Source organism: Oceanobacillus neutriphilus (assembly GCF_014645515.1).
Lineage (GTDB): Bacteria > Bacillota > Bacilli > Bacillales > Amphibacillaceae > Oceanobacillus > Oceanobacillus neutriphilus.
Genome location: NZ_BMLW01000003.1, coordinates 76,784 through 102,753, shown reverse-complemented (window position 1 = coordinate 102,753; position 25,970 = coordinate 76,784). Strand labels below are relative to the sequence as shown.

General features: G+C 36.6%; 30 protein-coding genes and 1 pseudogene. 16 read left to right on the top strand and 15 right to left on the bottom strand.

Going from position 1 to position 25,970, the window contains the following annotated elements; translation table 11 throughout:
* Window positions 1-134: 134 nt before the first annotated feature.
* Entirely contained in the window at window positions 135-299 is a 165-nt protein-coding gene (locus IEX29_RS06040) for a hypothetical protein (protein ID WP_188733567.1), read from the top strand.
* 236 nt (window positions 300-535) lie between these two features.
* On the opposite strand, the gene IEX29_RS06035 is transcribed toward IEX29_RS06040, so the two are convergent.
* Window positions 536-1,396, bottom strand: a complete 861-nt coding sequence (locus IEX29_RS06035; RefSeq protein WP_188733566.1) for a DUF421 domain-containing protein — start codon at window positions 1,394-1,396, stop codon at window positions 536-538.
* A 91-nt stretch (window positions 1,397-1,487) separates the two neighbouring features.
* Here IEX29_RS06035 and IEX29_RS06030 point away from each other — a divergent pair, with 91 nt between their 5' ends.
* Window positions 1,488-1,826: a DUF4363 family protein gene (locus IEX29_RS06030; RefSeq protein WP_188733565.1), complete on the top strand. Its 339-nt coding sequence runs from the start codon at window positions 1,488-1,490 to the stop codon at window positions 1,824-1,826.
* A 139-nt stretch (window positions 1,827-1,965) separates the two neighbouring features.
* On the opposite strand, the pseudogene IEX29_RS26610 reads toward IEX29_RS06030, so the two are convergent.
* Together IEX29_RS26610 and IEX29_RS06025 are read right to left on the bottom strand one after the other, a co-directional pair.
* Window positions 1,966-2,094 (bottom strand): annotated as a pseudogene (locus IEX29_RS26610) (spore coat protein); the annotation flags it as partial.
* A 114-nt stretch (window positions 2,095-2,208) separates the two neighbouring features.
* Window positions 2,209-3,192, bottom strand: a complete 984-nt coding sequence (locus IEX29_RS06025) for a DUF3231 family protein (protein ID WP_188733564.1) — start codon at window positions 3,190-3,192, stop codon at window positions 2,209-2,211.
* A gap of 427 nt (window positions 3,193-3,619) precedes the next feature.
* On the opposite strand from IEX29_RS06025, the gene IEX29_RS06020 reads away from it, so the two are divergent.
* The 7 genes from IEX29_RS06020 (at window position 3,620) to IEX29_RS05990 (ending at window position 9,631) form a co-directional block, all read left to right on the top strand.
* Window positions 3,620-3,796 (top strand): hypothetical protein, encoded by a 177-nt coding sequence (locus tag IEX29_RS06020; protein ID WP_188733563.1) that lies wholly within the window; start codon window positions 3,620-3,622, stop codon window positions 3,794-3,796.
* Between the two features lie 244 nt (window positions 3,797-4,040).
* Window positions 4,041-4,769: a polysaccharide deacetylase family protein gene (locus IEX29_RS06015; protein WP_188733562.1), complete on the top strand. Its 729-nt coding sequence runs from the start codon at window positions 4,041-4,043 to the stop codon at window positions 4,767-4,769.
* Window positions 4,770-5,068: 299 nt separating this feature from the next.
* Window positions 5,069-5,638, top strand: coding sequence for a diaminobutyrate acetyltransferase (ectA, locus tag IEX29_RS06010; protein WP_308423627.1), 570 nt, complete (start codon window positions 5,069-5,071; stop codon window positions 5,636-5,638).
* A gap of 8 nt (window positions 5,639-5,646) precedes the next feature.
* On the top strand, window positions 5,647-6,933 hold the full coding sequence (ectB, locus tag IEX29_RS06005; RefSeq protein WP_373290651.1) for a diaminobutyrate--2-oxoglutarate transaminase: 1,287 nt from the start codon (window positions 5,647-5,649) through the stop codon (window positions 6,931-6,933).
* Window positions 6,934-6,972: 39 nt separating this feature from the next.
* Window positions 6,973-7,359 carry an ectoine synthase gene (locus tag IEX29_RS06000; RefSeq protein WP_188733561.1) on the top strand — a complete coding sequence of 129 codons (387 nt, stop codon included), beginning with the start codon at window positions 6,973-6,975 and terminating at the stop codon, window positions 7,357-7,359.
* Between the two features lie 178 nt (window positions 7,360-7,537).
* Complete coding sequence (locus IEX29_RS05995) at window positions 7,538-7,969, top strand: hypothetical protein (RefSeq protein WP_188733560.1); 432 nt, start codon at window positions 7,538-7,540, stop codon at window positions 7,967-7,969.
* A gap of 315 nt (window positions 7,970-8,284) precedes the next feature.
* A complete protein-coding gene (locus IEX29_RS05990) occupies window positions 8,285-9,631 on the top strand; it encodes an MFS transporter (protein WP_188733559.1) in 1,347 nt (448 codons plus the stop codon).
* 216 nt (window positions 9,632-9,847) lie between these two features.
* Here IEX29_RS05990 and IEX29_RS05985 read toward each other — a convergent pair whose 3' ends face one another.
* The 4 genes from IEX29_RS05985 to IEX29_RS05970 form a co-directional block, all read right to left on the bottom strand.
* A complete protein-coding gene (locus IEX29_RS05985) occupies window positions 9,848-12,385 on the bottom strand; it encodes a right-handed parallel beta-helix repeat-containing protein (RefSeq protein WP_188733558.1) in 2,538 nt (845 codons plus the stop codon).
* Between the two features lie 94 nt (window positions 12,386-12,479).
* Window positions 12,480-12,914: a GNAT family N-acetyltransferase gene (locus IEX29_RS05980; RefSeq protein ID WP_188733557.1), complete on the bottom strand. Its 435-nt coding sequence runs from the start codon at window positions 12,912-12,914 to the stop codon at window positions 12,480-12,482.
* A gap of 119 nt (window positions 12,915-13,033) precedes the next feature.
* Window positions 13,034-14,560 carry a Na+/H+ antiporter NhaC family protein gene (locus tag IEX29_RS05975; protein ID WP_188733556.1) on the bottom strand — a complete coding sequence of 509 codons (1,527 nt, stop codon included), beginning with the start codon at window positions 14,558-14,560 and terminating at the stop codon, window positions 13,034-13,036.
* 451 nt (window positions 14,561-15,011) lie between these two features.
* Window positions 15,012-15,245: a YczO family protein gene (locus IEX29_RS05970; protein ID WP_188733555.1), complete on the bottom strand. Its 234-nt coding sequence runs from the start codon at window positions 15,243-15,245 to the stop codon at window positions 15,012-15,014.
* A gap of 455 nt (window positions 15,246-15,700) precedes the next feature.
* Here IEX29_RS05970 and IEX29_RS05965 point away from each other — a divergent pair, with 455 nt between their 5' ends.
* The gene (locus tag IEX29_RS05965) at window positions 15,701-15,871 is read left to right on the top strand and encodes a YfhD family protein (RefSeq protein ID WP_188733554.1); all 171 of its coding nucleotides are present in this window, start codon (window positions 15,701-15,703) and stop codon (window positions 15,869-15,871) included.
* 114 nt (window positions 15,872-15,985) lie between these two features.
* Entirely contained in the window at window positions 15,986-16,336 is a 351-nt protein-coding gene (gene ymzB / locus IEX29_RS05960) for a protein YmzB (protein ID WP_188733553.1), read from the top strand.
* Window positions 16,337-16,480: 144 nt separating this feature from the next.
* Here the strand turns inward: ymzB and IEX29_RS05955 are convergent, their stop codons facing one another.
* On the bottom strand, window positions 16,481-17,017 hold the full coding sequence (locus tag IEX29_RS05955) for a GNAT family N-acetyltransferase (RefSeq protein ID WP_188733552.1): 537 nt from the start codon (window positions 17,015-17,017) through the stop codon (window positions 16,481-16,483).
* 276 nt (window positions 17,018-17,293) lie between these two features.
* Between IEX29_RS05955 and IEX29_RS05950 the strand changes: the two genes are divergently transcribed.
* The 3 genes from IEX29_RS05950 to IEX29_RS05940 all read left to right on the top strand — a co-directional run bounded on the left by IEX29_RS05950 (window position 17,294) and on the right by IEX29_RS05940 (window position 20,938).
* Window positions 17,294-18,766, top strand: a complete 1,473-nt coding sequence (locus IEX29_RS05950; protein ID WP_188733551.1) for an MDR family MFS transporter — start codon at window positions 17,294-17,296, stop codon at window positions 18,764-18,766.
* A 257-nt stretch (window positions 18,767-19,023) separates the two neighbouring features.
* A complete protein-coding gene (locus IEX29_RS05945; RefSeq protein ID WP_188733550.1) occupies window positions 19,024-19,746 on the top strand; it encodes an ABC transporter ATP-binding protein in 723 nt (240 codons plus the stop codon).
* Window positions 19,724-20,938: an ABC transporter permease gene (locus IEX29_RS05940; RefSeq protein WP_188733549.1), complete on the top strand. Its 1,215-nt coding sequence runs from the start codon at window positions 19,724-19,726 to the stop codon at window positions 20,936-20,938. The genes IEX29_RS05945 and IEX29_RS05940 overlap by 23 nt, the downstream gene beginning before the upstream one ends.
* A 148-nt stretch (window positions 20,939-21,086) precedes the next feature.
* On the opposite strand, the gene IEX29_RS05935 is transcribed toward IEX29_RS05940, so the two are convergent.
* The 4 genes from IEX29_RS05935 to IEX29_RS05920 all read right to left on the bottom strand — a co-directional run bounded on the left by IEX29_RS05935 (window position 21,087) and on the right by IEX29_RS05920 (window position 22,688).
* Window positions 21,087-21,374 (bottom strand): hypothetical protein, encoded by a 288-nt coding sequence (locus tag IEX29_RS05935; RefSeq protein WP_188733548.1) that lies wholly within the window; start codon window positions 21,372-21,374, stop codon window positions 21,087-21,089.
* A 104-nt stretch (window positions 21,375-21,478) separates the two neighbouring features.
* Window positions 21,479-21,712, bottom strand: coding sequence for a type IV toxin-antitoxin system AbiEi family antitoxin domain-containing protein (locus IEX29_RS05930; RefSeq protein ID WP_188733547.1), 234 nt, complete (start codon window positions 21,710-21,712; stop codon window positions 21,479-21,481).
* Between the two features lie 118 nt (window positions 21,713-21,830).
* Window positions 21,831-22,241, bottom strand: coding sequence for a hypothetical protein (locus tag IEX29_RS05925; protein WP_188733546.1), 411 nt, complete (start codon window positions 22,239-22,241; stop codon window positions 21,831-21,833).
* 24 nt (window positions 22,242-22,265) lie between these two features.
* On the bottom strand, window positions 22,266-22,688 hold the full coding sequence (locus tag IEX29_RS05920; protein WP_204799025.1) for a hypothetical protein: 423 nt from the start codon (window positions 22,686-22,688) through the stop codon (window positions 22,266-22,268).
* Between the two features lie 416 nt (window positions 22,689-23,104).
* On the opposite strand from IEX29_RS05920, the gene IEX29_RS05915 reads away from it, so the two are divergent.
* Together IEX29_RS05915 and IEX29_RS05910 are read left to right on the top strand one after the other, a co-directional pair.
* Window positions 23,105-23,323, top strand: a complete 219-nt coding sequence (locus tag IEX29_RS05915; protein ID WP_188733544.1) for a helix-turn-helix transcriptional regulator — start codon at window positions 23,105-23,107, stop codon at window positions 23,321-23,323.
* Window positions 23,324-23,335: 12 nt separating this feature from the next.
* Entirely contained in the window at window positions 23,336-23,623 is a 288-nt protein-coding gene (locus tag IEX29_RS05910; protein WP_188733543.1) for a DUF2178 domain-containing protein, read from the top strand.
* Between the two features lie 66 nt (window positions 23,624-23,689).
* On the opposite strand, the gene IEX29_RS05905 is transcribed toward IEX29_RS05910, so the two are convergent.
* The 3 genes from IEX29_RS05905 to IEX29_RS05895 are packed head-to-tail and all read right to left on the bottom strand — an operon-like array spanning window position 23,690 to window position 25,948.
* Window positions 23,690-23,947 carry a hypothetical protein gene (locus IEX29_RS05905; RefSeq protein ID WP_188733542.1) on the bottom strand — a complete coding sequence of 86 codons (258 nt, stop codon included), beginning with the start codon at window positions 23,945-23,947 and terminating at the stop codon, window positions 23,690-23,692.
* Between the two features lie 14 nt (window positions 23,948-23,961).
* Window positions 23,962-25,275, bottom strand: a complete 1,314-nt coding sequence (locus tag IEX29_RS05900; protein ID WP_188733541.1) for a sensor histidine kinase — start codon at window positions 25,273-25,275, stop codon at window positions 23,962-23,964.
* Complete coding sequence (locus tag IEX29_RS05895; protein ID WP_188733540.1) at window positions 25,268-25,948, bottom strand: response regulator transcription factor; 681 nt, start codon at window positions 25,946-25,948, stop codon at window positions 25,268-25,270. Before IEX29_RS05895 ends, IEX29_RS05900 begins: the two co-directional genes overlap by 8 nt.
* Between the last annotated feature and the right edge of the window lie 22 nt (window positions 25,949-25,970).

The window sequence follows — 25,970 nt, the reverse complement described above, 5'->3', positions numbered from 1 at the left end:
CATAGAATATGATTAGGCTTTTGTATATGTGAAGCAATTTAGTATCATAAATGCTGCTGTAATGGTTTACAGATTGATCTACTGTAAAGCTTCCCCTAAAACGGGATCTTGCTCTTATGAAAGGAGGCAGTAATTTGGAATTTGAATTTTACCCTCAGGTTAGACGCTTATTGGAGAATAGAGTGGAAGAACTGGAAATGCATTATTTGGATTATCACTGGAGTACTCCGACAATTATAATTAGACCCCCTTATTATACCGACCCTGTATATGAGCCTTTTTACCCGGATATTGATTGACTGTTTCACTTTGACGGAAACATAAGCTTGAAAAAAATAATTTATATAAGAATTAAAATGGTGTTACATATATTCCATTCTGATATGTAACACCATTTATTCTTTTTTGTTCAGCATGAGAACTTGATTCGCAAAAATCCTGTCTAAAAAAATAGCAATATGCTTTGAAGAATTACAGGAAAATATATTCGAATCTACAATCAGGTTGATAACTGCGCATGACAAAGCAGCTTCTTTTACTTCAAATAAGGCAGGATTGTATCCAGAACCTTTTGAACCTCCAATGCCTGTTCAGCATATAATTTTTTAGCCTCCGGATTATTTGTCTGAAAGGAATATTCCTCCAAATCTGCCTGTATTTTTTTAAGAGATGCTGCTAACAATGGCCTTTCTTCCACCGCAGTTTTTGTGTATTGATCCTCATATAAATCAGCATACATGTTTCCTCGTGAATCAATTTGAGCCAGAAATACATCCTTTATATCTTCAGCACCTTGTTTCTGTATTTCTCCTGTAAGCCATTCCTCTGAGTAACCAAGATTCTCCAGGCTTTTTTTCATTATTTTTCCATCCATAATTAAGACTGCCGGCCCATGCTCCTGTTCCAGAGGAATTCCTAATGTTTGTGGAGTAACTGCCTGCTGATCCGTTTTCAGCATAATGCTCAATTCACCATTTGTTTCTAAAACAGCCATTTCTACATCAGAAACTTTAAATGTCCCTTTCTCCCTTAACAGCATTAGTAATTCATTAATTGTCAGCAAATTCTTTTTCAAATTTTTATCTAACACTTCTCCATTTCGAATGACTATCGTTGCTTTTCCATCAGTTATCTTTGAAAAAAGCATTGATTTCAAACCAAGATACGCCAAAATAATCGGGAAAAATCCCCAAATAGTTAACGATACTAATCCATTGACTATTTTAACATTTTGATCAACTGACAAAGTTGCAGCTATAGAACCAATAGTGATTCCGACACAATAATCAAAAAAGGTAAGCTGCGAAATTTGCTTCTTCCCCATAATCCGCGCCATTAAGAACAGTAAAAAGAATGCAGTTATTGAACGGATTAGAATTAATACAATCTCAGGCATGATCTAATTCCCGCCCTTTCTTAAATACGTAATATATTCGTATTATGGGGCAATCTATGTATAACCATTCATAAAACAGAAAGGGATTAAAATGAAGAAGATAATAATCATTTTTACGCTTATATTTATCATACTTTCAGGATGCACCAATCAAGTTGGCGGCGATCACTTCTTTAACCAAATTGATAAGCTTGAAAAGGCTATTGCTCAGCCTGAATGGAGTAAGGTTACATCTCAGGCTGAAGAATTAAAGCAAATGTTCGAAGAGGATAAATGGAAAATCCAGCTGATAGGCGATGAAGATGAATATGAGGGATTGGATGAAAGTATCAGTAATCTGATTGCTGCAGCTAAGGAAGAGGATTCAATAAATACCAGGCTGGAGCTTGCAACAGTTAAGTCTATCTTTGAAGGAATTTATTCGTTGTAAGTTAAAATGGAAGTACAAACAGAGTTAAATATACAAAAAATGCAAAAATAACTCTTTATACTAATGGGAATCAAACTGTGATTAAAACTAATAAAACCTAAATAGAAATAAGAAGCCCCTCAGCAGGGGCATATTCTCTTTAATGCAAAGGAGGGTTATTGGTTTGAACAGCAGCTGGTGCATACCCCTCTTGCATCTGCATCATATCCTGCTGCATAAGTTGTGGTACTTGATAATACCCATGTTTATTTTGATACAAAGAAATTTCTATAAAAATCCTCCTAGTTCATTTTCCTTCAATAATATGGTGCTAAAATAACGGACAAATATACGTTTTTTTGAAAAGATTCTAGAATTTATAAAAAGAAATTGATTTTGTTGTTCACACATTCATTTTCGGCGGTTCTTCCATCCAGCCATTATTAAGCATAATCGTTAATCCTTCCCTTGCATATTGGTAGATATCTTTAGCCTTTATTCCAAGACTCGCATTCAAATCATTACGCATACTGAAATTAGCACCGAAGCTTTGAGCTCCAAGAGATACATTACAAAAAAAGAAGGTTGTCATCATCATGAGTTGATCTGAAAAAGGTGCAGTTGTAGAACTTGTCACAGTGCCTCCAGAGGTAGCTGGTGACTGAATATCATCCCGAAGAAGGATTTCCCCAGTTTCATTTAAAATTTCTTTTGAAAGCTCCTTCCCTTTTGTAAAATATTTTTGGACTTCTTTATTCTTAGCACATTGCGCAAAACCTGCCATCAATTGCATACCGGTAATATTAACCTCAATATTTTGATAAAGGTATGAAAACTCTACCGTATTCAGGACTCGTTTATTTCCTAAAATATTTGTCCCTTTCGTGTAATTTTTGTCCGTAATGTAATCTACCGATTTTGGCATAGAGATATAATTTGGACGGGGAAGAAGCCCTTCCTCCAGTAAATATTGAGTGAAATAATTATAATAAGTCTGCGAAATTTGAATAATATCCATATAAAGCTTTATAATATCTTCGCGGTAAGAAACGGTTATATGGAGAGCATACATCGACAGGCTGAGTTTCTTTAATATTCGGCAAAACATAATATCAAAACCATTCTCGTATAGCCTCGGCGCTTCCAAATTCACATCTTCATGGGTAAATCCTTTGGGGGCAGCTGCGCCTTCCGCTTGAATCATCTTTTGCATTTCTTCGACTTTAGGGTGGAGTTTTTTCCATAACCCCGACATTAGATTTCGGGCTTTTTCATTCTCTGCTTTCTCAATAAAATATTCCAAATACCGCAGAATTAATGTTTTCTTCTGGTACGTCATCCAAAGAGCACCGAGTTCTGATGAAGTCATTTTAGGTTTATTGGGCATTAGCGCTTTACCTCCCTATATTTATTATTCGCTTTAAAAAGTAGTATTAGTTTTTTTGATGAATGTATACGTATTGCTGCACTTAAAAAACAGAGCATTAGCGCTATGATAAAATTTGTACCTATAATAAACAATGAGGCAGCTTTTTATGGCCGCCCCCTCACTTCATTCATCAATGATTTCATTCTGAATACATAAAATGGGTTTTCCTTTTGTATTGAATTGATTTGCTGATATTTTTAGCGGAATTAGAGCTTAAATAAACCGCTTTTTCAAATAACAAAATATGGTTCATCAAAAAAGCGAGTGATTTTTTGATAAAGGGATAAAATATAATTCGAGGGCAGTATTTATGTTGGAGCAACTGCTTAAAGCAAGGCTCCGTAAATAAATGTCTTCCTCATATAGAATACTGGGAGGGTTTTCAATGGATAACAATAAACGTAATTTTAATCGCAATGAACGTAGAAATCGTAATAATGAAAACAACCATAATCAAGAAATCAATAACGTGGAATTTGCAAATGAGAATGAGTTTATTGACGAAAATGCCTTCAAAGAAAATAACAAGCGCAACAATGAACGACGTAATAACCGCAAATAGGTAACATTACTTTTAAGATACCTGAATCGTTGGAGAACTAAAAAATCACCGGTTCAGGTATCTTTCTTTTCAAAATTCCAACGGCGAAAACTTCTGTGATTAAATAATTCTCAATACATATTTAATCAGTATATCTCTCCAAAATTTTCAAGTTTTCGCTTATGATAAAAAAATCCTTCTAGTAAATAATAGATATAAATAATACTTAAAGATTAATTTAATTTATGGAAATGAGAGGTGTAAAATGAAGAAAAAAATACTTTATACGATTACTTATCTGCTTCTTACTTCTTGTTTTTTCTTGTTAATCCAGGAACAAACCTATGCGAAAGACAGGTTTGATTTTGAGGAGGACGGGGATATTTTCTGGGATGCAAAAACGGAGGAAAAAGTTATCGCTTTAACCTTTGATGACGGCCCGCACTCAAAATATACTCCTGCTATATTGGATATTTTAGCTGAATATGATGCCAAAGCCACTTTTTTTGTATTGGGAGCCCATGCTGAAAAATTCCCGGATATCATCCAACGGCAAGTAATGGAAGGACATGAACTTGGCAATCATACCTATGATCACACCACTAAACTCAGCAGACTCAGTCAAGAAATGAAAGAAACCTCAGATATCCTTTATGCTATCACCGGAAACCGCCCAAAGCTTTTCCGGCCTGTCGGGGGTGGTTACAATGATGCGATTGTAAAGAGAGCTGAAAAGAACCATCTGCATGTTGTGCTATGGTCCTGGGATCAGGATACGAAAGACTGGGACGGGACAGATTATAAAACTATTGCAGACAATGTCATCAACAACCTTTCTCCGGGAGATGTCGTACTGTTTCATGACGCAGGAGGCAAAAGAGAACAAACAGTTAAAGCTCTTCCGCTTATTCTCGATTATTTAGCTAAAAACCAATATAAAACCATTACAGTATCTGAAATGATGGAAAAAGACCAAAAGTTAAAAGAAAATTAACAAATACAGGCTATATAACCGCTGTCCCTAAACATCAAACTTGAGCGGACAGCTGTTTTATTCCCCTGTAATGAATTTAATTTTTATATTCATCCATCTCCAGTCTGGAAAATGTTTTATCCATTTATTTCCCTCAACATTTAAAAAAACGGATTATTTCCATTATATTCGAAGCTTTTTATAGTAAATAGCAACCATTTCACATTCACCCCTTCTCATCATGAATAATCACGTTATTCTCCACTTTATGCGTTTTGACGTTATTTCTGCTTATGTTAATCTAATATGGTAAGTAAAAAATCCACTCAGGAGGTGAGAGCATTAACACAAACACCAAAAATGAAACAACATTAACTGTTGAATTTGAAACCGTTTTTTATTTTCGCAAGCCTGTAAAAGATGATGGAGCTGCTGTTTGGGAACTGATTAAAGATACCAGGGTACTCGATCTCAATTCATCTTACAGTTATTTAATGTGGTGTGATATTTTTTCTGAAACCTCGATTGTTGCAGAGAAAGACGGGAAAACGCTCGGTTTTATTTCCGGGTATAAAAATCCGAATAATCAGAATAGATTATTTATCTGGCAGGTTGCTGTAGATGCTTCCGCTCGGGGTAACGGATTAGCGACGAAAATGCTGCGCCAATTATTAAAGCGTGAGGCCTGTAAAGGTATTGATTATGTAGAGGCAACCGTTTCTCCTTCTAATCACCCTTCACAAGCTTTATTTAAGGGTCTTGCTGAAAAGCTTGATACAGATTGTCATATCAGTGATTATTTCATCGCGAACGATTTTCCGGATGAAGAGGAAGAACACGAGGATGAGTTACTGTTTACGATTGGACCAATTGCTGCAGAAAATAAATAATAAAAGGAATGATTTCATTGACAACAGCAACATTAAATGATGCGAAAATGAGAACGTTTGAAAATTTAGAATCAGAAGTAAGAAGCTACAGCAGAGGATGGCCTACTGTTTTTGAAAAATCAAAAGGCTACAGGCTGTGGGATACAGACGGAAAAGAATATATTGATTTCTTTGCAGGTGCAGGCACATTAAATTATGGTCACAATGATGATGTAATGCAGGAGAAATTAATTGAATATATCAAAAATGATGGCATTATCCATAGTCTCGATATGGGAACTCCCCCAAGAGAAAATTTTCTGGAACGCTTTAATGAAATTATACTCAAGCCGAGAAATCTTGATTACAAGATTATGTTCCCCGGCCCTACCGGAACAAATACAGTAGAAAGTGCTCTGAAAATTGCCAGAAAAGTAACCGGCCGGGAGACTGTAATCAGCTTTACCAATGCTTTTCATGGGATGACTATCGGATCGCTTTCTGTAACTGGAAATTCCTTTAAACGTCATGGAGCCGGTATTCCACTGCATCATGCTGTATCTATGCCATTTGATAATTATGTTGAGGATCATGATTCCATTGCTTACCTGGATCGATTTTTAGAAGACAGCGGAAGCGGCGTAGCGTTGCCTGCCGCAATTATTCTGGAAACCGTTCAGGGAGAAGGCGGAATTAATGCTGCACGAATGGAATGGCTGAAAAAAGTAGAAGAGCTGTGCAGACGCTGGGATATTCTGCTGATTGTCGATGATGTACAGGCCGGAAATGGCCGTACCGGTACATTTTTCAGCTTTGAACCAGCAGGGATTGAACCAGATATTGTCTGTCTATCCAAATCCATCGGCGGAATCGGCCTTCCAATGGCAATTACTCTGATTAAATCAGAGTATGACCAATGGGGACCCGGCGAGCATAATGGAACCTTCCGCGGCAACAACATGGCGTTTATTGCTGCAACGGAAGCGCTTAAAAATTGGGAGACAGATGATTTCAGTAAGGAAATACAAGAAAAAGGCGTATTTCTAAAAAAAGCAGTGAACAAGCTGATTGAAAAATATCCTGAATTACAGGGAGAAGCCAGGGGCAGAGGTTTAATGCAGGGTATTGCTATTGAAAAAGAAGGATTGGCAGGAGAAATTTGTGCAGAGGCTTTTAAGCGCGGACTGATTGTAGAAACTTCAGGTCCAGATGATGAAGTAGTTAAATTCCTGCCACCGCTGATTATTGATCAGGAAGGACTGGAAAAAGGGCTGAAGCTGCTGGATGACAGCATAAAACATGTACTTGAACGATAAAATAGATAGAGACTTATTAACAGAGAGGGGAAATAATAAATGATCGTAAAATCACTGGAAGATTTACTTGGAACAGATGCTGAAACAAAATCCGAAAACTGGGAGAGCCGCCGTTTTATTTTAAAGAAAGACGGGGTCGGCTTCAGTATGAACGATACAATAATTAAAGCAGGAACAGATAATTTCTTCTGGTATAAAAATCATATTGAAGCAGTGTACTGCATCGAAGGTGAAGGAGAAATTGAAAAGGTTTCGAACGGAGAAGTGTACCAGATTAAGCCTGGCACAATGTATCTTTTAAATGAAAATGATAAACACCGCCTTCGTGCACGTACAGAGATGCGTATGGTGTGTGTATTCAACCCGCCGTTAGTGGGAACAGAAACGCATAATGAAGAAGGATTCTACCCTCTTTTAACTGAATAGCTCAATCTTAAAACCATCTGATAGGAAAAATTCTATATCAGATGGTTTTTTAGGCTTTAAAAGAATTTTACATAATTATGGACCAGCGCAGCTGCAGCAAATCAATCTTTTTCAGATTGTTACACACACGGAAAGAAAAGGCGAATAAACTGGGTGTAGGTTGAAAGGAGGTTAACGGATGTCTTTTCACAATCAACCCTCACCCAAATGGCACCCATATCATCAAAATCAGAGGGATAATATTCAGCAGGATAACCATCATCATCCCGCCGGCAGCAGAAACAAATCGGGTAATCAAGGTGCGGAAACACAACTCCAAGGCCCTGAGTATGGAGCAGGTATGTTACCAGGATACAATATGTTTCCTGTCCGGGATATAAATAAACAGGGACAATATAATACCCATTCAACATATCCTGTCAGCTCCTATGACGGTATAACACCGGATATGCAATCCATGATGCAAATGATGACACATCTCAAAAATCAAATGGATCAGCTTAATCAATTGATTATGCAGAACAATCGTCTGTTACAGTCAATACATGATCAGGAAGATACGAAGTGTGTTCAGGGCAGTGGCGGCGGAGCAGTTATTGTACGAATGTGATGAAAAATAAACAGATTTTCTCGAATTATTATCTATTACCTTTGTATTTAGCGGGCTTATTTCAGGGGAAGATACAATCCTCTGAAATAAGCCCGCTATTATTTGTTAATTTAAAACTTCTTGTTCTGAGTATATCTTCTCTCCTTATGGTGATGGACTTGGATAAGAAGATAATAATTAATCTTATTCAATATAGTTTCTTCCTATAGCAAGCGATACATTTTTACAATTACCTTATAACTGCCGTTTCATGATAACATTCTGTTTAATCATTTACATTGTGAAATTTAACTCAACGGAAGGAAGATTAAAATTATGCGGACGGTTCAAACAACGCAAGTTCTGGGTAACAGTAAATTTAATAAATTCCATTTACTTATTTTTCTTTGGTGCTTTTTCGCTATCGGCTTTGATGGCTTTGACGTGGCCATATACGGAATTGGGTTACCTTTAATGATGGAGGATTTTAATATCAGCAGAGTGGAAGCTGGGGCTATAAGCAGCTATACTCTTATCAGTGCGATGGTCGGTACTTTTCTGCTTGGTTCTATTTCTGATCTAATTGGCCGTAAAAAAGCAATTGCCATTTGCTTAACCTTATTCAGCTTTTTTACCTTTTTAGCAGGCTTTGCAAAGGACCCAACCTTATTTATGATTATGCGGATTATTGCTTCACTGGGCTTAGGCGGAATTATGCCGATCCTTGTAGCAATTATGGGTGAGTATTCTCCGGTGAAGAAACGGGCGTTGACGATTGCTACAATGTACTGCGGCTATTCTATCGGAGCAATTATCGCTTCCTTAATCGGAATGTACTTGATGGAATTGACGAGCTGGAGATTATTATATTGGACTAGTATTATTCCCCTTATCACACTGCCTTGGTTCTTAAAGCAATTTCCTGAATCTGTTTCTTATTATCTTAAAAAGAAAAAAGGAGGTAAAATCGCAGAAATTCTCAATAAAGTTGACCCTGGTGGTAACTATCAAGCGACCGATAACTATGAATATGAAACATTCAAAGCGAGCACAAGAGAATTCCCGATTAAAAAGGTTTTCTCGAATAAACGGACCAGCAGCACCCTTGCATTTTGGATTGCAGTCACTTGCTCGATGCTCGTTATATCGGGATTAACAACCTGGCTGCCGCAAATTATGGTTGAATCAGGTCACGGCCTCGCGTCCAGCCTATCCTTTAATCTGATGCTTGCTGTCGGACAAATTTCCGGTTCTATATTTGGCGGGATGTTAGTGAGCCGTCTTGGACATCGTTTTGTCTTAATCCTGATGTTTTTTATCGGATCACTATGTTTTGTTATGTTAAGTATAACAACAAATTCACTCTTACTATATCTTATCATTACATTAACAGGCGCTTGTACCGTGGGGACACAAAATTTAGTCAATCCATATATTTCCGAATTCTACCCAAGAGAGATTCGTACGACCGGATTAAGTATAGCTGTTGGTGTCGGGCGAATTGGAGGAATCATGGCGCCGGTAGCCATTGCGCTTTTACTGACAACCAATTTAGATCCGCAGCATGCGTTTATGGCATTTGCTATACCTAGTCTGATTGGAGCTGTTGCTTTTATTACAGTCAGGGAAAAGAATGCGAGTTTTGACCATGTCGTACCAGTGAAAAAACATAAAATAGCTTAAAGTATTACCTGCAATTATATAATACTGCACTTGCTATAAACTATTGAATAATAGCTCATCATAAAACAAGCCGCCTGCTTCTCAAATCTTTCAGAACAGGTGGCTTTATAAAACGAACTAGTTGTCTTACCTATCAGATATCGTACTGATTCCATTCTAAAATTATATTTTAAAGATGTTTACACAGTAAACTTTCTAATAAGCTGACTTTTTTAGTTATTCCACAGCCATAATTCCTTTCAATATATCGGATTGTGTCAAACTGATAATCTGTTCTTTTTCAAGCGATAGCTCAGATTGCTCTAATAACCTCTCAGACTGAACCTGAATAATCGATTTAACAATTTCTTCCGGCCATTGAATGATATGCTCATCTACAGATGCCGGATAATTATCTTTAATAGATTCCTTTAGAAAGGCTGAATCAAAAACAAATTGATGCTTCACTAAGATTTGACAGGCAATTTCTGCTGTTTCCTCTGCTGTATAGAAATCAAATACAGCTTTATAGTTTAATTGCTCCATTAATTTTGGAGCAAAATGCTTCAATTGATTAATCTCTGTTTCTTCTCCGGAAATAATGATAACGAGATTTTGATTAAGAAATTTATTTTCTAATAAGGCCATCAGGTCCGTGTCATTTTCTATTTTTTCAAGCTGATCCACCCATAATAAACCGCTATTTATCTGATCTAAATCGCTTAATGAAGGCATTTCAGACAATCGAAAATATTCGTTTTCTTTTATTAGCTCCGCTTCAATAAGCAGGTTTCGAGTTTGCTCAAAGAAAGGTGTAAGATCCTTCATTCCTTTTTGCAGCCATAGTACTCCCCACTGCTGATCCATTGAAATCCCCTGAGTAGTCCGGACCTTATACAAAGTGATTTCTTTCAAGAGTTTTTTCATCATTTCTTTATAAGCTGTCGGGCCAATCAGGCTTTCCATCTGAACAGATTCTTTATCCTTAGGCTGTGGTTCTTTCTTTTTAAATGAAATGGCAGTATTGACCGGCGCTGGCCCTGCTTCTTTTCCAGTAAAGTCATATGTTAACACCATATTCGGAGAGTGTATTAAATTTGATGAAAACCGGCTGCTCTTATCCTTCGCCAGCCACACTCTTACACTTGGATCATCAAACTGAACTCTGGCAGCAGTTCCTCTTAATAGTTTAAAGTGGACTGCTTCTTTCTCTATATTCCTGAACGTCAGATAGGAAATATCTATGGTACTGTCCATCGAAAAAACTCCTCCGGAAAGCTGCAGTGAACTTGCATTTAGACTGCTTCGTTCTCGTAAAGAAATAGCTGCCGTCTTATCAATTACCTCAATACTATCCAATGCTACCTTGGCATTAGCAATGGAAATGGCAGCATCTACTGCTTTTGGTATATCTGAATTTCTTTCGTAGGTTGCCGAGCTGTTCAGATTATTATTTTCTAAATAGCTGTTGCGAATATCCGCCTCGCCATCCTGAAGTATCAATGCATTTTTATAGCAATTTTTTATTGTCAGCTGATTGGCATTTAAAATAGATTTTTGTATATACACCCCTGTATTTACTGCATCAAATGTCACATCATCTAAGTACGTGTTTTGAACTCCATCTAAATAGACAGCATCATGAAGAGAACCCTTTATGGTCGTTCCTTCCAGATGGAGACTTCCTTGTTCCTTCATAAAAATAACCGGATAATTTTTTTCGTGCTCATTTACACAATGATCAAACAAGCTGTTTTTTATCATTACATTTGATTGTCCCGCCACACTGACAGCATTGTAGTCCAATTGTGTCATTTCTATATTTTCCAGTTTAACGGTAGATTGCTCGCGAATATAGATGCCCATAAACAATTTTTTCAAAAAAGCATTAGAAAGCTCCAATTGAGACTGATAGACTTGAATTCCGTCAAAAAGAGAATCATGTATATCCACATTATTCAATTTTACAATAGAATGATTTTTTATATAGACAGCAGGATAGCCGGCCTTCTCATCCTTTCTCTTTATTTCACAAAAGTTTTTCATTTCCGACTTTTCCACAGTTAGTTCACTGTGATCCACCCTCAGCACATCCCGATATGTATGATTGGTTGTCAGGGAATTGATATAGCCTTTGCTATCTTCTAAGATAACAGCTACGCCACCGCCGGTCATACTTACTTCGTGCAGATTCAGCTCTGCTTCTTTTGCAAAAATTCCATAGTTGCTGGGATTTTTTATTACCAGATTCTCAGCAGTCAGCCTGCTTCCTAAACCGGCATAAATCCCCACCCCTTTCACATCACAGTTCTCTATAGTTACAACAGATTCTTCTGTATGAAGCGAATTGGAGGTATGACCGATAAGTGTGCTGTTTTTCACATGCACCTTTGACTCCAAACCAATCCAAAGGGCCGGATAAGTTGTCTTTACATCCTTATAATTTTCGCCTTCAATCTTACAACCCTCTATGTTAACCTCCGATGTTTCCTTTACATAAATTGCATTGGTGTGCCCTGCCTGTTGAAATGCAATTCCTTGAAGCATGACAGCTGCATCTATTGTTTTTAATAAAGGCACATTTGACGAACTTGAAATAATAACTTGTCCTTTTCCCTTTAGTGTTATACTTCTGCCATCAACAACTAGATTTTCTGTGTATTGACCGCTCTCTATATAGACTGTACCACCGTCTAAAACAGCATCTATCCCTTGTTGAATTGTGCGATATTTATTAAATAGTCCGCCTTTTTTTACTACTACTGACTCTTCCATATGATGTCTGTCCCTTCTAAGAGGTTTAATAAAATTAATTGTAAAAGAAATGAACAAAGGTTTCCAACTACACATCCAACCTATTATTCTAATTTTATAACTTTTTCAAAGCCAAATGCAAAATTGGATAATTTCTTCCCTGATCATCCTGTTTCGATTTACTAATTACTTGAAACCCATTTTTTAGATAAAAATCAGCTGCCTGCTTATTATCCTCATTGACATCCACTGAATTGATGCCATCATTTTCTATCAAAGACGTTAAAATATTACTTCCAAATCCGTACCCTGTTTCCCTGGGATCTAAGAACAACATTTCCAAATGTTTTTCATTCACGCCGGAAAACCCAATGAACCTGTCATTCTGATACCACATCTTCATATCCAACTGCGGAAAATATGCAGGTATTTCTGTTTTAATTGCTTCTCTATCCGCTTTATCTAAAAAGTGATGCGTTGCCAAAACAGACTTCTCCCATAATTGAATCAAGCTGATATAATCTTTTTCAGCCGCTTTTTCCCATTTCATTATCTTTTCCCTCATTTCCCAAAAAATGAACCTATTCTTAACCTGGAATATCTATATTCTCTATTTTAATATAAAAGACAAACAAAAACATGCCCCGCATCAGCAAGACATGTTTTTTGTTACGCACTGATATTAGATTCATATTTATTTTTTGCAAGCTTCGATAAGACAAACGCTGCTAAAACAAGCAATACAATTGTTAATACGACAGTCCACGGACTCCCGGTCAATCCAGCCACTACGAAACCAATTAAAGCAATGATTGCATTGGTTAACGCATATGGGAACTGTGTTTTTACATGATCAATATGATCTGAACCGGCTCCTGTGGATGACAGAATACTAGTATCAGAGATTGGAGAGCTGTGGTCTCCAAAAATGCCGCCTGATAATACAGCACCGATGCAGACAAGCAGCTGTGCATCCAATGCAACCGCCATCGGAATAGCAACGGGAAGCATGATCGCAAACGTCCCCCACGAAGATCCGGAAGCCAGGGAAACAATGGCACCAATAACAAATAGCAATGCCGGGATAATAAATGCTGGAACTCTTCCCTGCATCAGTTCAACAATATAATTTGCTGTCCCCATTTCACCGATTACCGTTCCTAGGGACCAAGCTAAAACGAGTGTTGCTGCAACATAAACCATCTTCTGCATTCCTGTTGTGTAAATATCAAAAATCTCTCCAAATTTTTTCAAACGGAAAATGATTAATAAAATAAAAATGGTAATTGCCGCAAATAAGTAGGCCGTCGTCAAGGAAACACGGAAGTCATTTCCGTCTACTGGTTCAAAAGGAAATCCTTTTGTTAATAATAAACTGAACAAAGTAACAAACAACACCAACAAAGGCAGCCAGATTAGAATAGCTTTACTTTCCTGATGATCAGCCTCCGTTTGATTATCTGATCTTCGCAGTGGCTTTGAATCCTTCCAATACAGTTCGCCTGTCTCTCTGACTCTGCGTTCCGCTTTAGCCATCGGGCCAAAATCCAATTTTAATACAGCCATTAATGGTACCATTAAAACTGCTGAAATTGCATAGAACTGAAAAGGAATGACTTGCACAAATGTATCGAATTCTGATGCAGTTATTCCCAAGCTGTCAAATTCACTCTTTATCAGTCCCATGATATAAACACCCCAGCCAATAAAAGGAATTAATACAGCAACCGGAGAGGATGTAGAGTCAATGATATACGCCAGCTTCTCTCTGGAAATTCTTGCTTTATCAAAGATTTTTTCAAATATAGGACCGATGATCAAAGGGGTTCCTAAATCTGAGAAGAAAATAATCAATCCTCCCAGCCAGGCAGACAATTGTGCTTTCACCTTCGAATTAATGGATTTGACAGTTTTGGCAGCAAGCGCAGCTCCGCCTCCTGATTTTTCCACCAGAGCAACAAATCCTCCTATAAAAAACAGCAGAACAAGTACAGCTGCGTTATAACTGTCCGTTAATTGCGGAAACAGGAAATTACCTATCGTTTCTGTTGTTGCAGTTAATGGATTCCCTCCCACAATAATGAGGACGCCTGTAAAAGTTCCTAAAAATAATGAAATAATAACGTTTTTTGTAATAATCGCTAAAATAACTGCCAAAATCGGCGGAATAAGCGACAACCATCCCATATGTTCCATTTTTTCCCTTCTTTCCTGCTAATTTCATTACAGTATTCAATGTCCATGCTTGAATAAATGTATTTTTCAAGCTTCAATAACTGCTAAAAACAACAATTATCGCAATCTATCATAAAATGTTGTATGATTCCAACCAACCGATAATCATTCACTCGTATGAATAATTATACAAAATTTATTATTCTTTTACATCAATAATTAAAAGTATTATCTGTTTATACGGAAACTGCTTATTTACCTAGAATGGATTTTAGTTTACCACATAAAATAGCATAAAAGAATATATTTTCAGATTTTAATTTTACGATTTCAGCTATTTACTATAAAAATGCTGATTAATTTATGTTAGTAAATAATCTAAAAATGTAAAAAGCTGATGTGCACTCTTTGATCGTTCTCAGGTTAATCATTTTTTCATCAAAATCGTGAAGAAGACCCTCAGCTATTGTGCTCAGGGCCTTTCACTTTCCTTATCTTCCTTCCTATTCTGCCTGTATTTCCTTTCACTTTGTGAATCATCCTTCGATTTTGTCTTCTTTTTCTCATCCTGTGCTTCTATCTTTAAATCTTCCATCGGTATATCATCTACAAATTTCTGTACCCCATGCTCATCCAGCTCTGTCCTTCTTTCTTCATTCCGATTCGGCTTCCCGCTCTTTGAAGAACACTTATCTCCCTTACTCATGAATATCTCACCTCGCTGTCTCTTTTTTATTTCTTTTCCTTTCTTTTAGTATTACTAAACATTCGCCATGTATAAATATCTGCTTGGTGAAATGACGATTCCAGATCTGCATTGTTACTGTACCGTCTCATGCAGGTCATAAAATTATGTTTTAGATTATTTAACATATAGAAATGGCCCTTCGTTTCACATGGTTTTCATTGTATATGATGCAAACTCTCCGTCTATAAAAAACTTTAATTCATCCAGAGTTTTACGGACATTTATCTGCAAAAAAGAGCAACTAAAAATGAATAAGTATAGCAAAGCTGTTAAAAATACAGATGTATAAGTACAGGCTTCTTTTGATTTTTGTGATCGATATGACCATCCCAATCCTGTGGTTGAGTTTAGTCCATATGCTCCAAAGATCAAAAGATTAGCCTGTTAAATGCAAGAAAAAAGGAGTGAGTCAAATGGGTAGAGATGAACATAAGAAGAGAAAAAATAATTATTTGGCACAAACCCCCAAAAATCAGAAAACAGATGGCATCGACGTCGAATTCTCTGATGAGCTTGCTGATGCAAATGATAAAGAAGCACAAGCGAGAAGCCGTGCTGCTGATAAACGGGCACACGAAAAATAATTCATACAATGAAGCGATTCCTGTCAATGGCAGAATCGCTTCTTCTTTATTATTACGTTCTTCCCTGTATATTTCTGCTGAATTCAGGAAAAATTATATGCAGGAGGGATTTTTATGAAGCAGGGTTTTTTATCAATTGAGGAATTTAATGCGCTTATTCAACAATGGAGCGGAAGAATGATTAAAATTACAAAACACGAAATAAATGATATCGATCAGACAGTAATGAATCTACAAAGCGTATCCTATGATCAGAAAACACGTAGAATCGACGACTATGTACCGAGGCATAGTTTACTTTTAAACGGAGATGGCCAAATTGAAGCATTGTCTACAATGAGTAATGAGCCGCTCCCGTTATCTAATTATGAAATCCCTTTGGAGGATAATTCCCTGTACGAATTTAACGGGAGAAAGTTTATTATTACTACTGATCGTGGAATTTATAAGATTGAATTGGCATGAATAATAAAAGGGCTCCAATAGCCCTTTTACGGTATTACTTTAAAATCACAGCGGAGGATAGTTCCTTGTCTACCATCACAATCATAAAAGAGAAGTGCTCAGATTTCCAAGAAGCAAAAATTATGTCTGTTTAAGTACTCTCTCTTACTCCTCTGTTAAAAATTCCGCCTGGAGGATACTCATTCTTAACCGGTCAACAAACCCGTCACTTCTTTTACGGTCTTCTCTTAAGATGCCTTCTTCTACAAAACCAGATCGCTTATAAGATTTAATTGCTCTTTGGTTATCTATATCCACCCGTAACCAAACTTTATGAAGATATAATTCCCGGAAACCCCATTGCAGCATTCTCTCCATTGCTGCCATTCCATACCCTTTCCCCCAAAAATCTCTATTCCCAATCGTAATTCCCAGTTCAGCCTGTTGATTGAACGTATCTATATTTTTTAAATCGATCCAGCCAATATGCTTTCCATCTCCAGTAAGAACAGCTTTTTGTTCATACCCGTTTGATTTATCCATACATTTTTGAATCCAATTTTTCGTTTCTTCCATAGTAAACGGCGGATATGTATCTGGAACATTTAAATATTTTGTTACCTCTTTATCCAGACACCACTTATAGCGATCTTCTGCGTCTTCCAGCATTAACTCTCTTAATTTCACTTCTGGCAATCTCAATTAGTTATTCTCCTCCCTATTTTAAAATAAGAAATATTTATTTCATTGTAGCACTTGGAACCGGGAAGAGACATAATCTCTGTGCTGCCGCATTTTGGGCCATCGACTATTAAATTGAGATTCCATTTCTTACAAAAAAAGAATGCTTCTGCTACAATATAGCTAATCAGATTGATGGAATAATACTTCCTGATAGTAAGGAACAATCATCTGAAATCAGGAGAACAGATAAAAAATTAAAGCATAAAATGACTGGAGTGAAGGAAGGAAAAACCGATGATACATAAACAAACAAAACGGCCTGTCGTACTTATTGCCCTGATATTATCGATGTTTATGGCAGCAATTGAAGGAACCATCATCGCTACTGCAATGCCAAACATTGTATCTGATCTGGGTGGATTTACTTTATATAGCTGGGTCTTTTCCAGTTTTCTATTAATGCAGGCAGTCACTACCGTGATATATGGAAAACTGGCTGACTTATTTGGCCGCAAACCCATCTTTGTCATAGGCGTCATTATATTTTTGATTGGTTCCTTATTATGTGGATTAGCGGAAACCATGACTGCTCTTGTCGTGTTCAGGCTTATCCAGGGACTTGGAGCCGGTGCCATTCATCCCATGGTAACCACGATTGTCGGTGATATGTATAGTTTAGAGGAACGCGCCAAAGTACAAGGTTATTTAGCAAGTGTCTGGGGTATATCTTCCGTTGCCGGGCCGCTTTTAGGCGGTATGATTGTTCAATATGTTGATTGGGCCTGGATATTCTGGATTAATATTCCGATTGGTATTATCGGATTGGCTGGAGTTGTTCTGTTCTTCCATGAAAAAGTGGATAAAGAGAGGAAAACCATCGATTATCTTGGGACAAGCTTCTTTTTTATTGCAATATCTTCGTTGATTATCGTCTTTGTACAGGCAGGAACTAATTGGGCCTGGACTTCAATAGAAACACTTGGACTGCTCGGCATTTTTCTAATTTGTATTTCCTTATTTATTTGGCAGGAGAAAAGATGTCCCGCACCAATGATGCCTTTATCCTTATGGAAAAATAAATTAATGGTCATTGCCAATATTGCCACCCTATTCTCAGGAATGATTATTTTAGGATTAAGCAGCTTCCTCCCTACTTACGTACAGGGAGTCATGGGTGAATCAGCTATTGTGGCGGGCTTTACCTTAAGCACCTTATCCATCGGCTGGCCAATCTCCTCAACTATCGCCGGACATCTGGTATTACGGATCGGCTTTCGAAAAACGGCTTTTCTTGGAGGGGTTGCATTATTTGCCGGTACATTTCTCTTTTTCCTGCTTGATGCAGAAAAAGGAGCCATTTACGCCGGTTTCAGCTCTTTTATCGTTGGAATAGGTATGGGACTTACTTCAACAACGTTTATCGTTGCGATTCAAAATAGTGTATCCTGGAAAGCAAGAGGATCAGCTACATCCTTAAACATGTTTATGCGCATTATCGGCAGTGCAATCGGAACTGCGCTGCTCGGTGGTATCCTGAATCTGCGCCTTCAGCAATATTATCAGCAGCAGACAATAGATGATATGCCAAATACAGATGCAGTCTTAAATGAAGGAATGAGAGATACCCTTTCATCGGATACACTGGCTTTGATGCAGGATGGATTGGCCTATGCGTTCCATACAGTTTTCTTCGGCTTATTCTTAATTGGTACCCTTACCTTTGTTATCCTGTGGTTTTTCCCGAAGGACGCAATGGCCAATAAGTAACAGACTTTCCGCATGAAAATAAATAATATAACCAATATCAGCAGGAGACTAAAACAGCTGCTTGATTAGTTTCCTGCTTTTTATTTTATAGATAGCGGCAATTTCACTTTCTATCTTTTTCAGTTTTATTTTGTAACCAATTATGCATTATCAATTATTTATTTCTAGTTTTCTTAAGAAAAATTGCCACATTTTATTTTATCTGTTAATATAGTGAGTGATTACTCACTATATGATTTAGAAAGGAGACAGTAACAATGATTAAATTATCCAATATATCCAAAAGTTTTGGAAAACAAACAATCTTACAGGATGTGTCCGTAGATATCAGCACGAATCAAATAACCGGTTTGATTGGTCCATCAGGTACTGGTAAAACAACATTAATTAAATGCCTGATGGGAATGGAAAAATACGATAACGGAACGATCGAGATAGATAATGTCACTGTACCAAACCGTAAGCTCTTAAATAAAATCGGTTATATGGCGCAAAGTGATTCGTTGTACCATGATTTGACCGGACTCGAAAATATTCAGTTTTTCGCTCATATGTACGGTAATAAAATCTCGAAACAGACTGTTCAATCTATCTTAGATCTGGTCCAGCTTGAGCAGGATAAAAAGAAATTGGTCCAGCATTATTCCGGCGGGATGAAACGCCGCTTATCTCTGGCGATTGCCCTAATAAATCAGCCTAAGTATTTAATTTTAGATGAGCCGACAGTCGGAATTGACCCTGTTCTCAAATTAAGCATCTGGGATCAGCTGCATGAATTAAAAAAAGACAGCACCCTGTTAATCACCACGCACATTATGGATGAGGCCATGAAGTGCGATCAGCTTTTATTAATGAAAAATAAAGGGATTGCAGCAAGCGGCACCCCGCAGGAAATACTGGAAAACTTTGGTGTCAGTGATATTGATCAAGTCTTTTTGAAATTGGAGGAGCAGGAATATGAGAATGCTGCAGTTAATTAAACGGATTTGCAAACAGGTCCTCCGTGATAAGCGTACCCTTGCACTGTTATTTCTGGCTCCTATTTTTGTAATCACATTGCTGAATTATATTTTTCCTGACCCGGATGACGAGGTAACTATTGCTGCTGTCAATGTCCGTGATGATGTGATCGATATTTTAGAAGACAATGATATGATTGTGAAACAAGAAAAAGAGATTGATATAAAGTCTTATCTGGAAGAAGGAAATGCCACCGGTGTTTTAGAGGAAAAGGACGGAGAATGGACATTAACCATCCTCAATGATAACCCGATGGATGAAGGTCCCGCTATCCAGGGAAGCTCACAGGCAATTATGGAAACGAATTTAAATGACCTTTCCGATAATATTGATGACATGATAAATAATATGGAAGACATGTCAGCAGGTTTAGAAGAAATGATGGAAAATATCAATGAAATGATGGATCAGCTTCCACCTGAAGCAGCTCAGAACCTGGATATAAATACAGACCTGGATGTAGACACGGATGTTGATACTGAAATAGATTCAGAAATTGATATGGATGAAGATCCAATTACCGTAGAATATATTTATGGCGATGAAAGCTATACCTTTTTTGAAATTTTAAATCCAATTTTAGTCAGCTTCTTTGTATTCTTTTTTGTTTTCTTAATTGCCGGCATGTCCATGCTGAAGGAAAGAAGCAGCGGCACATTGGAGAAGTTGCTGTCCACACCGATTAAAAAGTCTGAGATAGTATTTGGTTATCTATTCGGATATGGGATTTTTGCTATTTTGCAGACAGCTATTATTATCTTGTACTCCGTGTACATTTTAGATATGGAAATTGCCGGTTCCATCACCAATATGTTTATTATTAATATTCTATTAAGCTTCGTTGCCCTGGGACTTGGCCTTCTGTTATCTACATTTGTCAGCAGCGAATTCCAAATGATTCAATTCATTCCCCTTGTGATTATTCCGCAGATCTTTTTCTCTGGCATGCTGAATGTAGATACAATGGAAACATGGCTGCAATGGATTGCGCCGATTATGCCATTATATTATGCAGGGAATACCATGATTGATGTGGTCTTAAAGGGATTTACACTTGGAGAGATAATGGCTCCTTTATCTATTTTAGTTTTATTTATTGTTGTTTTTGTTACGTTGAATATTGTGGGAATGCGGCGGTATCGGAAGGTGTAGGAATTAAGTTCTTGTTGGATTGTAAGATTGAATTCAAATTGCTTATAACAGACAATAAGAAGTTATAAAATACACTTTCTTTATTTTATTAAAAGAGCCATTCTGTATACAGGAAGGCTCTTTTAGTTATCTGTTATATTTTCTAAGGTTATTGATCATTTTTTGCTCTTTCGGTTAATTTTTGGGAAAACAAGTCAATCTGATTCATTATTTCATCAAAACTTATCCCTTTAGCATAGGGTTTACTATCTTCAAAATTTGACCATATTTCTTGCTGCTTATTCGACTTTCTGAAATAATCACCTAACATTTCATTCACAATACCGGGAGAAGCTTTTTTATATCTCAACATATCTACTACTGTTTTTTCTAAATTTGTTACTCTCAAAGGATTGGAATCCCAGCTATCTATTACTTCAATATCTTCATCATTCAATTCATTTTCAGAAACATAATAAGCCTTTATATTTTGTTCTTTAGAATTGATTAAATGATACCCTCTTGGAAATGAAACATGATATACGAAGGGATAATTTGTACTTAACCAATGCAGCAGTGCGAAAAAACACCTTTAGGATATTTTAATTGAAGAATATACAAGTCATCAAAATAAACATCGTCCAATAAATAAACGCCTCTGCCATGTTTTTGGATATCTTTTCGCTCAATCACTTTCCTGAGAGTAGAGCCATTAATACCATATTCTTTTGCCATTTTTGCAGTCAAGATACCATTATTTTCTTCAAATGCTTGTTTTAATTTCTGTTGAATCATGGTTTTCACTTCCATACTATTATACCAAAATTCACGTTTTATACTACAATTATATCCATATTTTTACATTTATTGCATTATTCCCTTCAGCATACTGAACTATTCTATGTTAAAAAAATCAAACCAAATACATCACATAATAAAGCATAAATACCGTAATGAACAAAGCATCAACTGTACTCCGAAACCAGATTATATTTGTTTTTGCCAGTTGTTCTGGAGTAGAGTTAAAAATAGCGTGATAGGTATCCATAATGATAAATATACCTAAAAGAAAAATGATGATTAGGTTACCAGTTAGATTAAAAGCTATTAAATAAATAAGCCAGCTTCTAAAAAATGCAAAAACCAGAACGAACAGAATCACGGTCATGCTCTCTATCCTTATCAATACATCTTCTGAAGACATACCTTGGAGATCTTCTCTGTTTTGTTTATACTCAAACAAATACGAAATATTAATGTACATGAGTACACAACAATAAATGATGATTAACAGTGCTTGATTCGCTTGAACAAATTCTACCATTGGAACCCCCCTCGCCCATGGTATTTAGTTTGGTATTTGAAATTTTCCTTTTATCTCTAAATCAGCCATATTAAACCCTGCCTTGATTCCATTTGTCAGTCCCTCTTGGTAAGTCACTGCAGACTCCTCTATTTCTTCTTTAATCAAGCTGTTCTTATGAATATGCTGTAATACATGGTTAATATGTTTTTCACTTAATTTATCCGAAGTATCAAGCATAATCGAAATATAGTTCGCCACTTGTTCATAAGCAAAACCCATTCCTTCAAACATTCCTTTTTGAAAATCAGGCTCTATATTTTTCAATTCCTCCATTGCATCTTCAGGAATATCATCCTTGTAATAGCTTTCCTGAACAGTATCGTACAAATCATTCTTACTTTGCTCCAGATTACTTTCTGCTAACCTCCGAAAAACCTTCTCTAACTCTTCAAATTTTGTCCTCAATTTTAATTCCTCCTTTTTATATTCAAAATCTCTGACCATTCTATTAACTACATAGCGATAAGCGCTATTCATCCCTTTAGCTATCAACCGGAATTCGGTGTCTGTATCTTGCATCTGTTCCCTCGTGGAGAACTCCATTTGGATAAAATCTTCAATACAGTCCTCAATTTTAGCGCCTCGAAACATTCGTTTCCGATAATCAGCAGTGATTGGAAACACCTCCTAATTATTATTTTAGCTTAAATGTAAACATATGTATACATTTAAATTCAGAATTTTGGCCATTTAATATATAATTTACTTTTGTATTCCTTGTCACCTTGACAAAATGTTAAAAATATATTACAGTAAGTTAAAAATATACGTCATTTAGTTAGAAATATATTGCAACTCGAGAAGGCTGGTGAACTAATGAAATGAACAAAAATGGTGAACTGTATAATAAAATTCCTATTCTCAGAGCTGAAAAGAAATGGTCGCAAAAGGATTTGGCAAATCAAGTCGGTGTTACGAGACAAACTATTGCGTCTATAGAGGCAAATCGTTATAATCCCTCTTTAATATTGGCATATGAAATCGCTTTTGCTTTTGAAAAAGAGATTTACGAAGTTTTTGAATATAAATTTACAAATTAGGAGGTACTCATTATGCTAAATTTAATTGGTTTTATTGTTTCATTTCTGGGAATTATTGCTTTCATTTTTGTAATCGGATTTATGAAAAAGGAAGGGAATGATGAAAGAGGTGATAAAATACTGGGGCAGGCCGGAATGTTTGGATTTGTTTCCTTCCTGCTTGGATATAATATCATTTTTCTTACAAATGTTTTTTACGGTTTAAACGGGGAACAGTATACTTTTGCTTTAGCTTGCCTTCTAGGAATCGTGCTTGTTACTTATAGCGGTACTATTTTCTCATTAAAAAAGAAATATTAGTTTATAAAAGCATACCATTCAATGTATTTTTACTTCTTCAAACTTTTTAAAACAATATATGTATGATCAAGTTTTTCGATTTTTTATTAGCAAGTCAAATACATCCTTCATGCTTCGTCGAGCACATATTTTTTTAATTGTCAAATAGTGAAACTCTTTCTCCATTTTTGCGGGAAAGAGTTTTTTATACATCAGCTCTAGATTTCCTCCCAGATCATGACGGTTAATAACTGCATAAACTGGTTTGGTTTGGCCGGAACTAAAAAACGGTCGATTATTTGGCTCAAAAATAGATTCCTGCGATGTTTTTTTACAAACCATCATTCTCTAATCCTTCCTCATCTCTCGTTTCTTGGAAGTTTGATACAAAAATCTATCCCCTGCGGAGAAAGATTCTCAACAGTTATTTCTCCCCCATGCTCTTCGACAATTTGTTTTGCGATTGAAAGTCCTAAACCATAGCCGCCTGTTTCTTTCGCACGGGATTTATCCTCCCTGTAAAAACGGTCAAAAATATGCGCCTGCGCTTCTTTTGAAATGGATGGCCCAGTATTTGTTACATGGACTTCCCAGCTTTTATGTCCTTTCGTAGAAATTACCTGAATCTTATCTCCCTGCTTGGTATACTTTAAAGCATTATCTAGCAGAATCACAAATACTTGATATATTTTCTTTTGGTCAAAATGAACAGTTAATGTATTTTTCGTTATTAAATCCAATGTCTTCTCATCAATTTCTGCCATTTCTTTGAAGGGAGTGACTAATTCTGTTAAAAATTCAGTTGTGTCTGTTGCTGTTTTATCCAAAGTCAGTTGATTGGCATCACTTCTGGCGATGGTTAACAAATCCGTTGTTAAACCAGTTAATCTTCTTGTCTCGTTTAAGGCCTGTGCGATATTTTCTGATTCGTCAATAACCGTATGATCTGGTTTACGAAACAGTCCTTCCAGACGATTTTGAATAATGGTTAATGGTGTTCGTAATTCATGCGAAGCATTTTCAACAAACTCTTGCTGCTTCTGCCATGCGTTTAGCACAGGTTTCATAGAATTGGTGGATAACCAATAACTCACGCCAATGGATAATAACCAAAAAACAATCATACAACCTATGACAATGATACGGAAATTCTGTAAGGAGTGCTGGATTTGGTTAACATTTGAAACGATTTGAACATACCCAATCTCGTGGTCATCGTAAGCCTGTGTAATGGAATGAAAAATTAATTCTTCATTATCAATATCGCTTTGTAAAGAAAGGGTTTCAACCTCCTCCAGATTGTCCGTTTCCAGTCGGAGGTTCTCCAGTTCAGAAAAACGACCGCCTAATGCTTCTTTGTTTAAAATCTCCCCCTCTTTCGACCATAAAATAATTTGTGTGTTGAATGGATTACTGGATGGACTGCGCGGAGGTTCTTTCAGCTGTTCATTTGTTGGAAAAATCGACGAACCTTCCTGATACCGAAAAATTTCCTGTTGGATAAATTCAGATCTTTGGGTCATTTCCACTAAGGTTTCATCAGTTTCACGATACGCCGTTTGACTTAATAATTGCAAAATAATGATTCCAAGGAAAAAAAATATAATAGCAAAAGCACTCAGATTCATGAAGAAAAATGCACTTCGCTGTTTACTGGAAAGTTTTTTATTCATTGTTCGCTCCCTTCAACATATAGCCTACGTTACGCAGCGTGCGAAATTCTTTATCCAAGCCGGTTTGCCTCAGATGTTTTCTTAAATTACTCATATATACTTCTACCACAGTTAATGTCGTCTCTGAATCAAAGCCCCAAATCCGGTCAAAAATTTGTTCTTTTGTAAGAATCATCCCCTGATTTTGGAGGAAATAGGTTAGTAAATCAAACTCTCTTCCTTGAATCGGTAAAATTTCTTCACCAAAATACACTTCTTTTGCAGCTAAATGACACACGATATTTTTGTAGCTTAAAGTATTTTCATCGAATAAACCCAATGAGCGTTTTAACAGGGCTTTAATCCGCATGATAAGCTCTTCCCGATGGAATGGTTTAGTCAAATAATCATCTGCTCCTTTTTCAAAGCCTTCGATTTTATCCTCTAAGCCATCCTTTGCAGTTAATATAAGCACAGGAGTTTGTGCTTGTTTTCTTAATTCTGCCAGCACTTTATAGCCATTCATCTCAGGCAGCATCAAATCTAAAATAACTAAATCATACACTCCCGATACAGCTTCATAGAGCCCTTCACTGCCATCATAAATTTGGGTTACCTCCCCTAATTCTAATACAATTTCCTTAATCGTATCAGACAGCACCACATCATCTTCTATCAGCAGAAAATTAATCATTATCTTCACCTTCTTTAGCTGT